Source organism: Pasteurella sp. P03HT (assembly GCF_054052285.1).
In genome coordinates, this window is record NZ_JBSIUM010000004.1 from 173568 (window position 1) to 189874 (window position 16307).

Below are 16307 nucleotides of genomic sequence, written 5' to 3' on the forward strand. Positions count from 1 at the left end.
GAAATTTAACCGCACTTTCATCGATTATCTAACTTTTAATGAGAATTTATGAGTACATTTACCCATATTAACAGCCAGGGCGAAGCCAATATGGTGGATGTTTCTGCCAAACAGGATACAGTAAGAGAAGCAAGAGCAGAAGCATTCGTGACAATGTCACCAGAAACCTTGTCAATGATTATGTCAGGTCAACATCATAAAGGTGATGTATTTGCCACTGCACGTATTGCGGGGATTCAGGCTGCAAAACGGACTTGGGATTTAATTCCGTTATGCCACCCATTGTTATTATCAAAAGTTGAAGTCAGCTTGACACCAATTGTGGAACGTAATCAGGTTCGTATTGAAAGTTTATGCAAATTAAGTGGTAAAACAGGCGTAGAAATGGAAGCTTTAACGGCAGCAAGCGTTGCTGCATTAACCATTTATGATATGTGTAAAGCCGTACAAAAAGATATTGTGATCGAGCAAGTCCGCTTATTAGAAAAGAGCGGTGGGAAATCGGGTCATTTTATTGCGAAATAAGGAAATACAATGTTAAAAATCTTATTTTTTGCACAAACAAGAGAATTAATTGGCGTTGATGGTTTGGAATTACCTGCGACGTTTGAAACAGCAGAGCAAGTTCGTCAACATCTTGTCGAAAAAGGTGACCGCTGGGCGTTAGCGTTAGAAAAAGGCAAATTATTGGTCGCAATTAATCAATCCTTGATGCCATTAGAAAGTGCGGTCAAATCGGGCGATGAAATCGCATTTTTCCCACCTGTTACAGGGGGCTAAATGAACGATATTCAAATTGCCGTTCAAGAACAACCTTTTGATCAGAATGCAGTCTATCGTTGGTTATCTGAACAGAATTCAGTGGGAGCAACGGTCATTTTTGTAGGTAAAGTGCGTGATTTGAATCTAGGAGATGAAGTATCTAGCCTGTATCTTGAACATTATCCAGCCATGACTGAAAAGGCTTTAAATGAAATTGTGGCGCAAGCGAAAGCGCGTTGGGATATTCAACGTGTTTCTGTGATTCACAGAGTAGGGTTATTGCAAACTGGTGATGAAATCGTATTAGTGGGCGTCAGTTCTGCGCATCGTGGCGATGCTTACCAAGCCAACGAATTTATTATGGATTTTTTGAAAAGCAGAGCACCATTCTGGAAAAAAGAACAAACGAATAAAGGCGAACGCTGGATTGAAAGTCGTGATAGCGATCAGGAAGCGTTAGAACGTTGGTAACGCTAGGTCAAAAATAGAAAAACTCTCAAAAAAATAACCGCACTTTTAAGGTGCGGTTATTTATTATCGTCAGAAAATTATAGTACTTTCACAATGCTTTCGCATAAGTAACGGATGTTATCTTCAGTGATACCCGCCACGTTGATACGGCCAGAACGGACTGCATAAATAGCAAATTCGTCTTTTAAACGGTCCATTTGCTCTGGATTTAAGCCACAGAACGAGAACATACCGTTTTGGTCGATGATAAAGCTGAAATCACGATCTGCACCAAATTCTTTCAATAACTCTACAAATTGGCTACGCATTGTTTTAATACGATCACGCATTTCCGCTAATTCTTCCACCCATTCTTGGCGAAGTTGATCATCTTTTAACACCATAGATACTGTGGTTGCACCGTGAGAAGCTGGGTTTGAGTACAATGTACGAATGATAGTTTTCACTTGTGTTAATGCAGTTGCTGCAATTTCTTCTGTTGCTGCTACTAAAGTGAACGCACCTACACGCTCATTATATAAGCCGAAGTTTTTCGAGTACGAGCTAGCAACTAATAATTCTTTGTGATTTTTCACGAAAGTACGTAAACCAAACGCATCTTCATCTAAGCCATTCGCAAAACCTTGGTATGCGAAGTCGAAGAGTGGTAACCAACCATTTTTCGCAGATAATTCTGCAAGTTGTTGCCATTGTTCAGGTGTTGGGTCAATACCCGTTGGGTTATGACAGCAGCCGTGTAGTAATACAACATCGCCTTCACCCGCATTGCTTAAATCAGCGATTAAATTATCCCAATCTAAGCATTTGTTTTCTGCATCATAATAACGGTATTCACGAATCGTCATACCAACTGCTTTAAAAATCGCATTATGGTTTGGCCAAGTTGGCGTACTGATCCAAACATTTTGTGATTTTGTTTGACGTTTGATGAACTCAGCTGCAATACGTAACGCACCTGTACCACCTAAACTTTGTACAGTTTTCGCACGACCTTGTGTCACCACTTCAGAATCTGCACCAAATAATAATTCTTTTGTACGTGCATTAAATTCTGCTACACCATCAATTGCCAAATAGTTTTTGGTCATTTCAAGCTCAAATAAGCGTCTTTCCGCTTCTTTGACAGCTTTCATAATAGGTGTGTTACCGTTAGCATCTTTATAAACACCAATCCCTAAATTGATTTTATTATCACGAGTTTCAGCTTTGAACGATTCGCCTAAGCCTAAAATCGGATCTGCGGGTGCTGCGGTAATATTTTCAAACATAATTAAATCCTTACATTGTTGTGTTTAGTCATAGTGAGCTAGTTATACTGCACGAGGCAAATATTATCAAGCTCGGATCAAAGGAATTTAAAAATTAATTCAGTTGTTTAGATAATGTTTTAAAAGTGCGGTAATAAATTGAATTATTTTAGTTTTTCAACCGCCCAATTTAAACCAGATTGATAATCATCAGGTAACTCTTTACGTAATTTTTCAAGTAAAGTAATTAACACTTGTTTATCTGGGTGAGTTAAATTTATATGTCCAACTTTACGCCCCGGACGCACTTCTTTGCCGTACCAATGTAGCTGGCTGAATGGTGTATTCAACCAATTAACATTATGTTCCGTACCAATTAAATTCACCATTACACTCGGTGCAATTGGTTTTAGTTCTGGCGTTGGTAAGTCTAATAATGCACGTAAATGTAATTCAAATTGGCTAATAGAGCAGCCTAATTGTGTCCAGTGACCACTGTTATGAACACGTGGCGCAAGTTCATTAATTAATAATTGATCACCCACGACAAAACATTCCATCGCCATTACACCAACATAATCTAGCTTATGCATAATTTTGCCTAACATGGCTTCAGCTTGTTCTTGTTGTTGTGATTGTTGAGGGAAATTTGTATCAACGACGCTATAACGTAAAATCCCGTTTTGTTGTAAATTGTGCGTAACTGGATAAAAACGTGTTTCGCCATTTCTAAAACGCGCGCCTACAATAGACACTTCGTAATCAAATGGAATGAATTTTTCAGCGATGGTTTCGCCATATAAATCTTGTGTAATGACTTGCGTATTAGTTTGATCCACAATCCATTGACCACGACCGTCATAACCGCCCATACGGCGTTTCACAACCACTTTTTCACCTACATCAGCAAAAACTTGTTGCCATTGATTTTCTTCTTTTAATAAGCACCAAGGTGAGGTCGATAATGCCAATTCATCAAGCAATGATTTTTGTGACAAACGATCAGCTAACGTTGCAAATACGCTTTGATTCACAAACAGCTTATGATTGCCTAACATTTCTGTTAAAGGTGTTTTTTCCCAACGTTCAATTTCTGCGGTAATAATACTGTCTTGTGGTAAATCAAAGACAGATGCATCAAAGGCAAGTGGCTGCACGTGAATATCTAACGGTGCACCAGCATAACGTAACATACGGCCAAGTTGACCATTTCCGAGAACATAAACAGTAGGGTATAAAGCACTTTTTTGCATAAAATAAAAACCAGTTGGAAAAATTAAAAATAGACAGGGCGAACAATCGTCCGCCCTAAAACATTATTGAACACGTGGATCTGGATTGTCCAATACCACATTTGTTTGATTTTCTCTAAACTGCGTTAAGCGCTGTAAAAGTGCGCTATCAAACGCTGCTAAAATCTGTGCGGCTAGCAAACCAGCATTTGCAGCACCTGCTGGGCCAATGGCCAATGTGCCTACTGGAATACCTTTTGGCATTTGCACAATAGAATAAAGACTATCCACACCACTTAACATTGAGCTTTTTACTGGGACACCCAACACTGGCACTAATGTTTTTGCGGCGATCATTCCTGGTAAATGTGCTGCGCCGCCTGCACCTGCAATAATCACTTTATAACCTTTTTCGACCGCACTTTCTGCAAAGCTAAAAAGTTTGTCTGGAGTACGGTGTGCCGAAACGATTTCAACGTGATAAGGCACTTGTAATTCATCAAGAATTTGAGTGGCTTCTTGCATTGTTGACCAATCGCTTTTTGAACCCATCACAATGGCAATTTGAGGTTGTGTTGGAGAGGTGGTGTTTGACATTTTGTTCCTTATTAAATCCAAAAATAAAAACGTGCGTAGGATAGCACACTATAAGCAATAAGCAAACGTTTGCTTAGTGTTTGGTTAAGGTTTGACGAGATAAAATCTGATTGCAACTTGAGGTATAAAGTCATATCCTAATTAAGTTTTTCAGTTCGAAAAAAGAAATAGGTTTTTTTATGCAAGCTAAAGCAAAATATAGAAAAGATTATAAAGCGCCTGATTTCACTGTCAGCAATATTTTCCTTGATTTTCAACTCAATCCTAAGAAAACAATCGTTACCGCAACTAGCCAATATGAGCGTTTAAATTCAGAAGCAAAAACATTACGTTTAGATGGTCATAGTTTCCAATTTTCGACCATTAAATTAAATGGCAAAGATTTCAAACAATTTAAGCAAGATAGCGAAAATTTAACCTTAGATTTAAGCCAATTAAAAGACAATCAGTTTGAATTAGAGATTGTGACAATCTTACAACCTGAGAAAAATACGTCATTACAAGGCTTATATCAATCAGGTGAGGGCATTTGTACACAATGTGAGGCAGAAGGTTTCCGTCAAATCACGTATATGCTCGACCGTCCAGATGTGCTTGCTCGCTATACCACAAAAATTACAGCAGAAAAAAGCAAATACCCTTATTTATTATCAAATGGTAACCGTATTGCGAGCGGTGATTTGCCAGATGGTCGCCATTGGGTTGAATGGAATGACCCATTCCCGAAACCAAGCTATTTATTTGCTTTAGTGGCAGGGGATTTTGATCTATTAAAAGACACCTTTATCACGAAAAGTGGACGTGAAGTTGCACTTGAACTTTATGTTGACCGTGGCAATTTAGATCGTGCTGATTGGGCAATGCAAAGCTTAAAACGTTCTATGAAATGGGACGAAGATCGCTTTGGTTTAGAATACGACTTAGACATTTATATGATCGTGGCGGTAGATTTCTTCAATATGGGCGCAATGGAAAACAAAGGGTTAAATATTTTTAACTCAAAATTTGTGCTCGCCAATCCACAAACAGCCACTGATGAAGATTATTTAGCGGTTGAAAGCGTAATCGCTCACGAATATTTCCACAACTGGACAGGTAACCGTATTACTTGTCGTGACTGGTTCCAGCTCAGTTTGAAGGAAGGTCTAACAGTTTTCCGCGATCAGGAATTCACCTCTGATTTATGGTCTCGCTCAGGCAAACGTATCGAAGATGTGCGTTTATTGCGTACTGCACAATTTGCCGAAGATGCAAGCCCAATGTCACACCCAATTCGCCCAGAAAAAGTCATTGAAATGAATAACTTCTATACGATGACAGTCTATGAAAAAGGGGCGGAAGTGATTCGTATGATGCATACCTTATTAGGTGAAGAAGGTTTCCAAAAAGGTATGCGTCTTTATGTGGAAGAACAGGACGGTAAAGCCGCAACTTGTGAAAACTTTGTTTCTGCGATGGAACGTGCATCAGGCATTGATTTAACGCAGTTCCGTCATTGGTATAGTCAATCGGGTACGCCAGAATTAACAATTTCTGATAGCTATGACGAGCAAAGTGCGGTCTATTCTTTACACGTTTCGCAAATGACACCGCCAACAGCAGATCAAATGGAAAAAGTGAACTTACACATTCCATTAAAAATTGCTTTATATGATAAATCTGGCACGCCATTCGCATTAGAAAATGAGGGCGAAGCGGTTAATCCAGTTTTAGATGTGAAACAAGCAGAGCAGACTTTCACCTTTACCAACATTAAGAGCAAGCCAGTGCCTGCATTGCTTTGTGATTTTTCTGCGCCTGTGAAATTAAATTATGAATACAGCACTGCACAATTAGTAACTTTACTTCGTCACGCTGAAAATCACTTTGTTCGTTGGGACGTTGCACAAATGCTTTATGCGATGGAGTTACGTCGTAACTTAACCCGTCACCAACAAGGTAAAACACTTGAGTTTTCAGCTGAAATCTTAGCAGAGTTGTATCAAGTGTTAGACAATTATCAGCAAAACCCAGAACTTACCACCTTAATTCTTACTTTACCGAAAGTTACTGAATTTGCAGAGCTATTCAAAACTATCGACCCAGAGGGAATGACATTAGTGCGTGATTTTATGGTGCGCACCATTGCAGAAAGCCTCAAACAAACACTATTGAAAGTGTATAACGAAATTCGTTTAGATGAATATCGTGTGACTGCAGAAGATATTGCATTGCGTGGTCTGCGTAATCTGTGTGTGAGCTACTTAGCTTATACCACTGTCGGCAACAATGTTGTGAACAAACATTATAGCTATGCGAACAATATGACAGACACATTAGCAGCATTAAGTGCAGCAACCAAAGCACAATTGCCTTGTCGTGATGCGCTATTAGCAGATTTTGAAAGCAAATGGCAGCACGATGGCTTAGTAATGGATAAATGGTTTGCATTACAAGCAACCCGTCCAGATGAAGATGTGTTATTAAATGTAATGAAATTAATGGATCACCCAAGTTTCAACTTTAATAACCCGAACCGTTTACGTTCATTAGTCGGCAGTTTCGCAAATCAAAACCTCAAAGCATTCCACGCCATTGACGGTTCAGGCTACCGTTTCTTGACCGATATTCTTATCCGTTTAAATGAAAGCAACCCGCAAGTGGCTTCTCGTTTAATTGAGCCATTAATTCGTTTCTCTCGTTATGATGGTCAGCGTCAAACCTTGATGAAACGTGGTTTAGAGCGTATCAGCGAAGTCGAAAATGTGTCTCGTGATTTATACGAAAAAATCGAAAAAGCCTTGCAATAATTCATAGCAATAAAAAGTGCGGTTAAAAAAGTAAAATTTTGACCGCACTTTTTTATTATCCGTTTCTCACTTAATTAACTCAAAATAATAGAATTTTTTCATTACTTTTTATGTTGAAAAGCGTATAATTCAGTGCGTATTCACAGTTAAACTATCCAGAGAGATAAACGAGTATGTATTCATTAGTCCGCAAGGCACTTTTTTCCCTTGATGCTGAAAAAGCACACGATCTTACTATTCAAACTTTAAAAGTTATTGGAAAATCTCCTTTAAATCCCGTTTTAAAAATGATGCTAGCTTGCCCAACAGGCTCACCAAGAACAGTAATGGGATTGCAGTTTAAAAATCCGATTGGTTTGGCTGCAGGCGCGGATAAAAACGGTGACGCGATTGACGGTTTTGCTGCAATGGGTTTTGGTTTTATTGAAGTCGGTACAGTGACGCCATTGGCGCAAGACGGCAATCCGAAACCTCGCCAATTTCGCTTACCTGAAGCAGAGGGCATTATTAACCGTAACGGTTTCAATAATTACGGCATTGATTATCTGATTGAAAATGTCAAACAAGCAAAATACGACGGTATTTTAGGCATTAATATTGGTAAAAATACGTTTACTAGCGTCGAAAACGGCAAAGCGGATTATATTTTCTGCTTAAATAAAGCTTATAACTACGCAGATTACATCACAATCAACATTTCTTCACCAAACTCACCTGGTTTACGTCAGTTACAATATGGCGATGCATTAGACGATTTATTGCAAGGCGTAAAAGAAAGACAGCAAATTTTAACTCAACAATATAATAAATATGTGCCAATTGCGGTGAAAATTGCACCAGATTTAACCGAAGCAGAGTTGATACAAATCGCTGATACGCTACAACGTCACAAAATGGATGGTGTGATTGCAACCAATACGACGATTTCTCGTGATACGGTGAACGGTCTTAAAAATGCCGAACAACAAGGTGGATTAAGCGGAAAACCATTACAGCATAAAAGCACCGAAATCATCGCGCGTTTACATCAAGAATTGAAAGGCAATATTCCAATTATTGGCAGTGGCGGAATTGATGGCGTGCAAAATGCCAAAGAAAAAATCAATGCTGGGGCAGAGTTGTTGCAACTTTATTCTGGCTTGATTTATCACGGGCCAAACTTAATTAAACAACTGGTCGAAGCCATCAAATAATGCTCCCCAGTTATTCATAAAGTGCGGAAAATTTTTGAAAAATAACCGCACTTTTTATTTAGGAATAGAACATGACAACAATTTATGACTTGCATTGCCACAGTACAGCCTCTGACGGTATGCTATCTCCTACAGCCGTTGTGAACAGAGCTGCGGAAAAAGGCGTGAATGTTTTAGCGCTCACCGATCACGATACGATTTCAGGCATCGCTGAAGCAAAACAAGCCGCAAGCCAACAAGGTATTCAATTAATTACGGGCGTAGAGATTTCAACAAATTGGGAAAATCGAGCTATCCATATTGTTGGCTTAGGTTTTGATGAAAATTGTGAAAAAATGACCGCACTTTTGAACCGACAAGCAGAATTACGTCATCAAAGAGCGGTGGGAATTGGTGAAAAACTCGCGAAAGTTGGTGTGCAAAATGCCTTTGAAGAAGCGAAAAAATTAGCAACAGGTGAGGTTACGCGTGCACATTATGCCCGTTTATTAGTGCAAATTGGTAAAGTAGCTAACGAAAATCAGGCATTCAAGAAATATCTATCGCAAGGTAAATCGTGCTATGTAAAAGCACAATGGTGTGATATTCCAACAGCCATTGAGACCATTCATCAAGCGGGGGGATTCGCGGTATTAGCACATCCATTACGTTATACAATGACGGCGAAATGGGTGAAAAAACTGATCGCAGATTTTAAACAATGGGATGGTGATGCGATAGAAGTAGCGGGCTGTGGGCAAACAAAAGATCAACGCTTATTATTAGCGAAATGGGCAAAGGAAAGTCACTTATTAAGCTCAGTGGGGTCAGATTTCCATTTCCCTTGTGGATGGATTGAGTTAGGACAGTCGCTTATTTTACCAGAACATTGTGAGCCAATTTGGTTGCACCTTTAACCATGATGTAATGCACCAACCCCTTAACTGTTATTTTCTGTTTCACAAAGTCTTAATTCTTGAATGAAAGTGATAAAGGCTTTTGTTTTTGCAGGCAAATGCCGACGATGAGGATAAACCAGATGTATATCTAATTTTTGCTGATGATATTCTGGCAAGATTTCAACGAGCTCACCATTGCGTAATGCTTGTTCTACAAAAAAACGTGGCGTATTGATAATCCCTAAACCCGATTTGGCGAGTTCTGCTAACGTTAAGCCATTATTGCAGACTAATTTTGATCGCATTTTTAACCGCTGGAGATGTTTACCGTTATAAAATTCCCAATAAATTTGGTTCCCTGCTGCCTTATATAAAAGACAATCGTGGTGTTGAAGTGCCTCTGGTGAAGTTGGGGTTCCATGTTTAGCCAAATACGCAGGTGACGCGACCAAGAGAGTAGAAACAGACGCAATGCGTTTCGCAACGAGAGAGCTGTCTTGGAGTGCACCAATTCTTAACGCAATATCATAGCCTTCTGCAACCAAATCGACGAGGCGATCATTAAATTCAATTTCCATATGTAAATTGGGATGCGTCTGAATAAATTTCGATAGATTAGGCGTAATAAAAAGTAAACCAAAATCACGAGGAACGGAAACGGTTAGTGTTCCTTGTAATGATGTGGATAAGTTACTGATACTGGATTCCGCATCTTCTAATTCAACTAAAATGGGTTTGCAATGTTGATAATAGAGGAGTCCCGCTTCTGTTGGGGAAATTTTCCTAGTTGTACGTTGTAATAAACGTGTTTTGAGTTGTTCTTCTAACTGCGAAACCAATTTACTTGCCATCGCAACTGATATATTTTGTTGTGCGGCTGCTTGCGTAAAGCTCTGAGTTTCAACCACTTTACAGAAAACCGAAATTGCATTGAGTTTATCCATTTATAGACCTTTTTAAAAAAAAGAGTTGACCTTATCGCAGATAGTTAGCAATATAGCCACTATTTTATATAAATTTGAGTAAATTGGGTAATAGAATGAGTAAATCCTTAGTGATTGTCGAGTCGCCTGCAAAAGCAAAGACGATAAATAAATATCTGGGTAGTGATTATGTGGTCAAATCCAGTGTTGGTCATATTCGTGATCTACCAGCAGTCGGCACCAGTTCAGGTGAAAAAGCAAAACCGACCTCAACAAAAGGATTAAGTGTAGAAGAAAAAACCAGAATTAAAGAAGAAAAAGAGCGCAATGCACTGGTAAAACGGATGGGCATTGATCCTTATCATCAATGGAAAGCCAATTATCAAATTTTACCTGGTAAAGAAAAAGTGGTTTCGGAACTCAAATCACTCGCTAAAAAAGCAGATCACATTTATCTCGCAACCGACTTGGATAGAGAAGGAGAAGCGATCGCATGGCATTTACGCGAAGTGATCGGTGGTGATGATTCGCGTTTCAGTCGCGTGGTGTTCAATGAGATTACTAAAAATGCAATTAAACAAGCATTTGATAATCCCGAACATCTTAATTTAGATCGCGTAAATGCACAGCAAACCCGTCGTTTCTTAGACCGTGTTGTGGGCTTTATGGTATCGCCATTATTGTGGAAAAAAGTGGCGCGTGGCTTATCTGCTGGTCGTGTGCAATCTGTTGCAGTAAAACTTCTGGTAGAACGTGAGCGTGAAATTAAAGCTTTCCAACCAGAAGAATATTGGGAAGTCGATGTTCTTACTCAAACTCAAGTAAAAGACGAACTTCGCTTAGAAGTGACCCAATTTAAAGGTAAGAAATTTGATCCTAAAAATGAGAAAGATGCTCAAAGTGCGGTCGATTTCTTACAAAAATCGGATTATGTTGTTTCAGAATTAGAAACCAAACCGACAAGCTCTAAACCAAAAGCACCTTTTATTACCTCAACTTTACAACAAACGGCAAGTACACGTTTAGGCTTTGGCGTGAAGAAAACCATGATGTTAGCGCAACGCTTATATGAAGCAGGTTACATCACTTACATGCGTACCGATTCAACTAATTTAAGCCAAGATGCCTTAAATATGGTGCGTGGTTATATTGAGTCACATTATGGCGACCACTATTTGCCAGCAAAACCGAATTTCTACTCAAGTAAAGATAATGCTCAAGAAGCGCACGAAGCGATTCGCCCTTCTGATGTGAATACATCGGCAGAGAGCTTGGTTGGTATGGAAAAAGATGCGATTCGTTTATATGACTTAATTTGGCGCCAATTTGTCGCTTGCCAAATGCCTGCAGCACAATATGACAGCACAACGCTGACAGTAAAAGCGGGAGATTATGAATTAAAAGCGAAAGGGCGTATTTTACGTTTTGACGGTTGGACAAAAGTATTGCCTGCAATGAGTAAAAGTGCGGAAGACCAAGTACTACCAAATGTCTCTGTTAACGATAAATTGAATTTAAAAGAAGTGTTACCCGAACAACATTTCACCAAACCGCCTGCGCGTTTCAGTGAGGCCGCGTTAGTTAAAGAATTAGAAAAACGTGGCATTGGTCGTCCATCGACTTATGCGGCAATTATTTCGACCATTCAAGAGCGTGGCTATGTGCGTGTGGAAAACCGCCGTTTTTATGCTGAGAAAATGGGGGAAATTGTTACTGATCGCTTAAATCACTCATTTGCTGATTTAATGAACTATGACTTTACTGCCAATATGGAAGATGTTTTAGACCAAATTGCAAATGGTCAGAAAGATTGGAAAACCGAGCTCAATCAATTCTTTAAAGATTTTTCCGAAAAGTTAACTCAAGCAGAATTAGATGAGCTTGAAGGCGGAATGAAACCAAATAGCTTAGTACCAACAGATTTAGATTGCCCAACATGTGGGCGTAAAATGGCAATTCGTACAGCAAGCACAGGCGTATTTTTAGGTTGTTCTGGCTATGCGTTACCACCAAAAGAGCGTTGTAAAACCACTGTGAATTTGATTCCTGAAGCGGAATTGTTGAATGTACTAGACGATGCATCTGAAACAAAAGCATTAATGGAGCGTAAACGTTGTCCAAAATGCAGTACTGCTATGGACAGCTATATTATTGATCCACAACGTAAAATTCATATTTGTGGCAATAATCCAAATTGCGATGGTTATGTATTAGAGCAGGGGAGTTTTAAAATTAAAGGCTATGATGGCCCAATCGTAGAATGCGATAAATGTGGTTCTGATATGCACTTAAAACTCGGCCGCTTCGGCAAATATATGGGGTGTACAAGCTGTGATAACACACGTAAGGTCTTGAAAAATGGGGAAGTTGCGCCACCGAAAGAAGAACCCACGCATTTCCCTGAATTAAAATGTGAGAAATCTGATGCATATTTTGTGTTGCGTGATGGGGCAAGTGGTGTATTTATGTCTGCACATAATTTCCCGAAATCTCGTGAAACACGCGCACCTAAAGTGGCTGAATTAGCATTGTATCGTGATCGTTTACCTGAAAAATTACGTTATTTAGCGGATGCTCCACAACAAGACCCAGAAGGCAATGAAGCGATTGTCCGTTTTAGCCGTAAAGAAAAACGCCAATATGTGACGTCAGAAAAGAATGGTAAAGCAACAAAATGGATTGTTGATTATCTTGATAATCAATGGGTAGAAAGAAAAAAATAACATTCTCATCATAAAAAAGGCTAGATATGTTACTAGCCTTTTTTCTTTTTGCTCAATGCGCTGATCTCAGCCTATTGTTTATTCTGTTTTATCGCCCTTACTTAATAAGAACAACGCCGCTGCACCTAATGCTGAATAGGCTAAGAATTTTGAGCTCAACAGTTTTTTACTCAAAAGAGAAACAGCAAGAGAACGTACAACAGGTCGATTTAGTGAAGAGGCGATTTGTGCCACAGAATCTGTCAAAAAAGACGAATTATCTGGTTTAGGCTTTTTACTTAATCCATAAAGTTTCATACGCAAAGCATCACCTTTCATCATTAATAATTCTTTTTCTTCATCCAATTCTGTTTTCATAAAAGCTCCGTATCGTTATGTTCTTTCTTGGCTTGAACACCCAATGCCCCTTTTAATGCTTGAATATCGCCTTTAATTTCAGTTAGGGTAGTCACCATGAAATTACGCTGTTTCGCTACAGTATTACGCATCACAAGCAACAAAATCAAAATAATGAAGAAAGCACCTGCACTAATACCAAAGAAAACCAGATGTTTAATCTCGGGGTCAATGATACTATTTAAGCCAAACAATAAACTGATAAATGAAACTAATAATAAAATTAAGATTAAGAATAATGCAGTTAATAAAGTTACGAGAAAATTCTTCTGTTGAATAAGTTCAACTCTCGCCATGTCTAAACGAACCTGAACAAGTTCCAGGGAAGTTAACGTAATATTTTTAATTTTCTGTAAAATTTGCATTTATCGTCCTAAATTACAAGAAAAGGCTACAATGTGTAGCCTTTTACAGTGGTAAAGACTTATCTCTTCGAGATTAAGACACCTAACAATAAACCAATCACTCCAGCAACACCAATTGCTTTATAAGGGTTATCTTGCACTAATTCATCAGTTTGCTTGATAACTTCTTTTGTTCCTGCTACTGCATCCTCTTTTAATGAACCAAACTGTTTCTGTAATGTAGAAACGCGTGAATCAAGATTCGATTTCAGTTTTTTAAGTTCATCAGCACCCGCTTTAGATTTTTCATCGAAAAGTGCTTCGGCATTATCTAAGATATCACGGATCTCGCTTAATAACTCATCACGTTTTTTATCGAATTCTTTACTCATTTATAAATACCTCCATTAATTTTTAAGGAATGATCTAACTCAAAAGTGTGTTAGACCTTTTCATACTAAACTGATTTTGGACAGAATGTCAAATTAACAGAATAAAAAATATGCTAAAAGAGGAACCGTTTTGTGAAATAGGGCATGTATTCACTTGCATGTTTTAATCCATTTTTGTGATGGTCACTCTTCATTACACGTCACACAACAATATCAATATATTCGATTAAAAGCATAAAACAGAACATCTTTTTAACATTCAATATATTTTTTGCTACAACGTCACAAAATGGATGGTGTTATTCTAAATTCAGATTTTAAAATCTGATGTAGGATAATTCGATTTATGTATCAGATTTTACGTAGCGTTATCAAAATATTTTAAGGATGACCATTAAGGCTGCTTATTATTTTTTACGATTATTCCTGTCCTGAATGAAATAGATAAAGAAGAGCATGTGATACCAATCACAAAATAATCTTTTTGTTCCTTCATATCATCCCTTCATATATTACAAAATATGTCTGCATATCTCATTTTATTAGAAGAGAGTAACGAGCATATCGACACTACGTCACATCACCATTTAATTTAACATAATATACATTATGCGAAATTAGTTATCAGGTTAGCGGAAACTACGGATTAAATAAATCACACAGTTATACACAAGTCACATTTACTAGTTAACCAAGACTCAATCAGCTATTCGTAAGCCTTGTCACAGATGTTTTCATGTACTTATACCCTGATAAATTCAAAATGTAAGCTAAAGTTAAATATAGATTTGTTTTTTAGGGGTTAAAAGAAAATAAAAAAGCCGTAACGTTTCTTTCGTTATAGCTTTATTTATATTGATTGCGCTACGTAAAATCTAAGATGTTATGTGAATAAATATATTGGATTATTTAGCGTTATCACTGTTTATGCCAATAATTTTGCACCATATTCATAAACTTTCTGTAATAACTCCAAATTCTCTGGATGGTTTTGATTCTCTTCAATTAGACGCTGCAAACTTTGTTCAAATTCGACCGCACTTTGATCGAGTTTCTTATGGCGGTATTTTTGCCATTTGATTTGCTCTGCACGTGTTAATGTACCGAAATAATGTCTTGCTCGATAATGAAATAATAATTCAGGGATACGTTTATCTTTGAATGCTAAACCATGATCAGCAAGTTTATCTGCTGGTAAGGTTCTCAAAATCGCCATATTGTTTTTATCGCTAAAGTCAAAGAATCCACTATACAATTCAGTTTCTACATTTAAACTCGGTTCAAACACCTTATCTTCATTGGTAAAAATATCTGTGACAATGTCACGAATATTGGCGGAGTTTTTTAAACGTTGTAGATTTTGCAAGCAGAATGCTCTATCAATTCCTAAGCGTTGCGCATTCTCTGGTAATAACACTTTAGCAGGCGCCAAAATTGGACATTTATTGATGTGAACCAGTTTTAATGGAACAGGCAAAATTCCTTTCTCTAAAAGTTCTGTTTTGGGCGTGTATAAATTCTGACGTAATTCATCCGCACTTTTTGTCAATAAATTATCGAGATTGGCTGACAAGTCACAAACAATCACGGCATTTTTATTTGTAGGATGCCATACTATTGGCGCAACCCAAGCGGTATTGCCACGATAATTGCCCAACATCCCTGACACATGGACTAAAGGCGTCATATTTGTCACATCAATTAAGTTTTCAATTTCTTTTTTACCACGATTTTCAAAGAAGAACTGAAAGAGTTTTGGTTGTTTTTCTTTGATCAGTTTTGCCATTGCAATCGTTGCATAAACATCCGCCATGGCATCGTGCGCATTACTATGCTCTATGCCGTTTGCTTGCGTTAATTTTTCCAGGCGAAATGATGGCATGCCGTCCTCATCATAAGCCCAATTAATGCCATCAGGACGAAGTGCATAACAAGCACGTACAAGATCTAACAAATCCCAACGCGAATTGCCGTTTTTCCAACTGTATTCATAAGGGTCAATAAAATTACGGTAAAACGTATAACGGGCCATTTCATCATCATAACGAATATTGTTAAATCCCATTACACAAGTATTTGGCTGGCTAAATTCTTTCAAAATTCGCTCAGCAAATTCGGGTTCAGCAATCCCCTTTTCATTACATTCTTGTGGTGTAATACCCGTCACTAAAACAGCTTCTGGCGCAGGCAAATAATCGTTAGTTTGCTTGCAATACAACATGACGGGTTCGCCAATAATATTGAAGTCAATATCAGTACGAATACCAGCAAATTGGGCAGGACGATCGGAGGCTGGATTGACGCCAAAACTTTCATAATCGTAAATAAAAAAGCTGAAATCACCTGTTGTGGACATAGGA

15 protein-coding genes are annotated in these 16307 nt (G+C 38.2%); 7 read left to right on the forward strand and 8 right to left on the reverse strand.

Going from position 1 to position 16307, the window contains the following annotated elements:
- Nucleotides 1-48 precede the first annotated feature (48 nt).
- From moaC to moaE, 3 genes are read left to right on the forward strand one after another with little or no spacing between them, the layout of a single operon-like run.
- Entirely contained in the window at nt 49-525 is a 477-nt protein-coding gene (gene moaC / locus ACWIT3_RS05025; RefSeq protein WP_457161701.1) for a cyclic pyranopterin monophosphate synthase MoaC, read from the forward strand.
- A gap of 9 nt (nt 526-534) precedes the next feature.
- Entirely contained in the window at nt 535-780 is a 246-nt protein-coding gene (moaD, locus tag ACWIT3_RS05030; RefSeq protein WP_457161702.1) for a molybdopterin synthase sulfur carrier subunit, read from the forward strand.
- Nucleotides 781-1233, forward strand: coding sequence for a molybdopterin synthase catalytic subunit MoaE (gene moaE, locus ACWIT3_RS05035; RefSeq protein WP_457161703.1), 453 nt, complete (start codon nt 781-783; stop codon nt 1231-1233).
- 77 nt (nt 1234-1310) lie between these two features.
- On the opposite strand, the gene ACWIT3_RS05040 is transcribed toward moaE, so the two are convergent.
- The 3 genes from ACWIT3_RS05040 to purE form a co-directional block, all read right to left on the reverse strand.
- Nucleotides 1311-2501 carry an amino acid aminotransferase gene (locus tag ACWIT3_RS05040; RefSeq protein ID WP_457161704.1) on the reverse strand — a complete coding sequence of 397 codons (1191 nt, stop codon included), beginning with the start codon at nt 2499-2501 and terminating at the stop codon, nt 1311-1313.
- 143 nt (nt 2502-2644) lie between these two features.
- Nucleotides 2645-3733, reverse strand: a complete 1089-nt coding sequence (gene purK / locus ACWIT3_RS05045) for a 5-(carboxyamino)imidazole ribonucleotide synthase (protein WP_457161705.1) — start codon at nt 3731-3733, stop codon at nt 2645-2647.
- A gap of 63 nt (nt 3734-3796) precedes the next feature.
- Nucleotides 3797-4309 (reverse strand): 5-(carboxyamino)imidazole ribonucleotide mutase, encoded by a 513-nt coding sequence (gene purE / locus ACWIT3_RS05050; RefSeq protein ID WP_457161706.1) that lies wholly within the window; start codon nt 4307-4309, stop codon nt 3797-3799.
- 179 nt (nt 4310-4488) lie between these two features.
- Between purE and pepN the strand changes: the two genes are divergently transcribed.
- The 3 genes from pepN (at nt 4489) to rnm (ending at nt 9187) form a co-directional block, all read left to right on the forward strand.
- Nucleotides 4489-7098, forward strand: a complete 2610-nt coding sequence (pepN, locus tag ACWIT3_RS05055; RefSeq protein WP_457161707.1) for an aminopeptidase N — start codon at nt 4489-4491, stop codon at nt 7096-7098.
- Nucleotides 7099-7271: 173 nt separating this feature from the next.
- Nucleotides 7272-8291 (forward strand): quinone-dependent dihydroorotate dehydrogenase, encoded by a 1020-nt coding sequence (gene pyrD / locus ACWIT3_RS05060; protein ID WP_457161708.1) that lies wholly within the window; start codon nt 7272-7274, stop codon nt 8289-8291.
- Nucleotides 8292-8362: 71 nt separating this feature from the next.
- Nucleotides 8363-9187: an RNase RNM gene (rnm, locus tag ACWIT3_RS05065; RefSeq protein ID WP_457161709.1), complete on the forward strand. Its 825-nt coding sequence runs from the start codon at nt 8363-8365 to the stop codon at nt 9185-9187.
- A gap of 23 nt (nt 9188-9210) precedes the next feature.
- On the opposite strand, the gene ACWIT3_RS05070 is transcribed toward rnm, so the two are convergent.
- A complete protein-coding gene (locus ACWIT3_RS05070) occupies nt 9211-10113 on the reverse strand; it encodes a LysR family transcriptional regulator (RefSeq protein ID WP_457161710.1) in 903 nt (300 codons plus the stop codon).
- A gap of 95 nt (nt 10114-10208) precedes the next feature.
- On the opposite strand from ACWIT3_RS05070, the gene topA reads away from it, so the two are divergent.
- Nucleotides 10209-12815, forward strand: a complete 2607-nt coding sequence (gene topA / locus ACWIT3_RS05075) for a type I DNA topoisomerase (protein ID WP_457161711.1) — start codon at nt 10209-10211, stop codon at nt 12813-12815.
- Between the two features lie 78 nt (nt 12816-12893).
- Here the strand turns inward: topA and ACWIT3_RS05080 are convergent, their stop codons facing one another.
- The 4 genes from ACWIT3_RS05080 to sbcB form a co-directional block, all read right to left on the reverse strand.
- Nucleotides 12894-13172, reverse strand: coding sequence for a hypothetical protein (locus ACWIT3_RS05080; protein ID WP_457161712.1), 279 nt, complete (start codon nt 13170-13172; stop codon nt 12894-12896).
- Nucleotides 13169-13576: a phage holin family protein gene (locus tag ACWIT3_RS05085; protein ID WP_457161713.1), complete on the reverse strand. Its 408-nt coding sequence runs from the start codon at nt 13574-13576 to the stop codon at nt 13169-13171. The genes ACWIT3_RS05080 and ACWIT3_RS05085 overlap by 4 nt, the downstream gene beginning before the upstream one ends.
- A 59-nt stretch (nt 13577-13635) precedes the next feature.
- A complete protein-coding gene (locus ACWIT3_RS05090) occupies nt 13636-13947 on the reverse strand; it encodes a DUF883 family protein (RefSeq protein ID WP_457161714.1) in 312 nt (103 codons plus the stop codon).
- Between the two features lie 925 nt (nt 13948-14872).
- Nucleotides 14873-16303, reverse strand: a complete 1431-nt coding sequence (gene sbcB, locus ACWIT3_RS05095) for an exodeoxyribonuclease I (protein ID WP_457161715.1) — start codon at nt 16301-16303, stop codon at nt 14873-14875.
- Nucleotides 16304-16307: the final 4 nt, after the last annotated feature.

Excerpts from the sequence above, each read along its gene's own strand:
- moaC (WP_457161701.1), top strand. The coding sequence starts at position 49 with ATGAGTACATTTACCCATATTAACAGCCAGGGCGAAGCCAATATGGTG.
- moaD (WP_457161702.1), top strand. The coding sequence starts at position 535 with ATGTTAAAAATCTTATTTTTTGCACAAACAAGAGAATTAATTGGCGTT.
- moaE (WP_457161703.1), top strand. The coding sequence starts at position 781 with ATGAACGATATTCAAATTGCCGTTCAAGAACAACCTTTTGATCAGAAT.
- ACWIT3_RS05040 (WP_457161704.1), bottom strand. The coding sequence starts at position 2,501 with ATGTTTGAAAATATTACCGCAGCACCCGCAGATCCGATTTTAGGCTTA.
- purK (WP_457161705.1), bottom strand. The coding sequence starts at position 3,733 with ATGCAAAAAAGTGCTTTATACCCTACTGTTTATGTTCTCGGAAATGGT.
- purE (WP_457161706.1), bottom strand. The coding sequence starts at position 4,309 with ATGTCAAACACCACCTCTCCAACACAACCTCAAATTGCCATTGTGATG.
- pepN (WP_457161707.1), top strand. The coding sequence starts at position 4,489 with ATGCAAGCTAAAGCAAAATATAGAAAAGATTATAAAGCGCCTGATTTC.
- pyrD (WP_457161708.1), top strand. The coding sequence starts at position 7,272 with ATGTATTCATTAGTCCGCAAGGCACTTTTTTCCCTTGATGCTGAAAAA.
- rnm (WP_457161709.1), top strand. The coding sequence starts at position 8,363 with ATGACAACAATTTATGACTTGCATTGCCACAGTACAGCCTCTGACGGT.
- ACWIT3_RS05070 (WP_457161710.1), bottom strand. The coding sequence starts at position 10,113 with ATGGATAAACTCAATGCAATTTCGGTTTTCTGTAAAGTGGTTGAAACT.
- topA (WP_457161711.1), top strand. The coding sequence starts at position 10,209 with ATGAGTAAATCCTTAGTGATTGTCGAGTCGCCTGCAAAAGCAAAGACG.
- ACWIT3_RS05080 (WP_457161712.1), bottom strand. The coding sequence starts at position 13,172 with ATGAAAACAGAATTGGATGAAGAAAAAGAATTATTAATGATGAAAGGT.
- ACWIT3_RS05085 (WP_457161713.1), bottom strand. The coding sequence starts at position 13,576 with ATGCAAATTTTACAGAAAATTAAAAATATTACGTTAACTTCCCTGGAA.
- ACWIT3_RS05090 (WP_457161714.1), bottom strand. The coding sequence starts at position 13,947 with ATGAGTAAAGAATTCGATAAAAAACGTGATGAGTTATTAAGCGAGATC.
- sbcB (WP_457161715.1), bottom strand. The coding sequence starts at position 16,303 with ATGTCCACAACAGGTGATTTCAGCTTTTTTATTTACGATTATGAAAGT.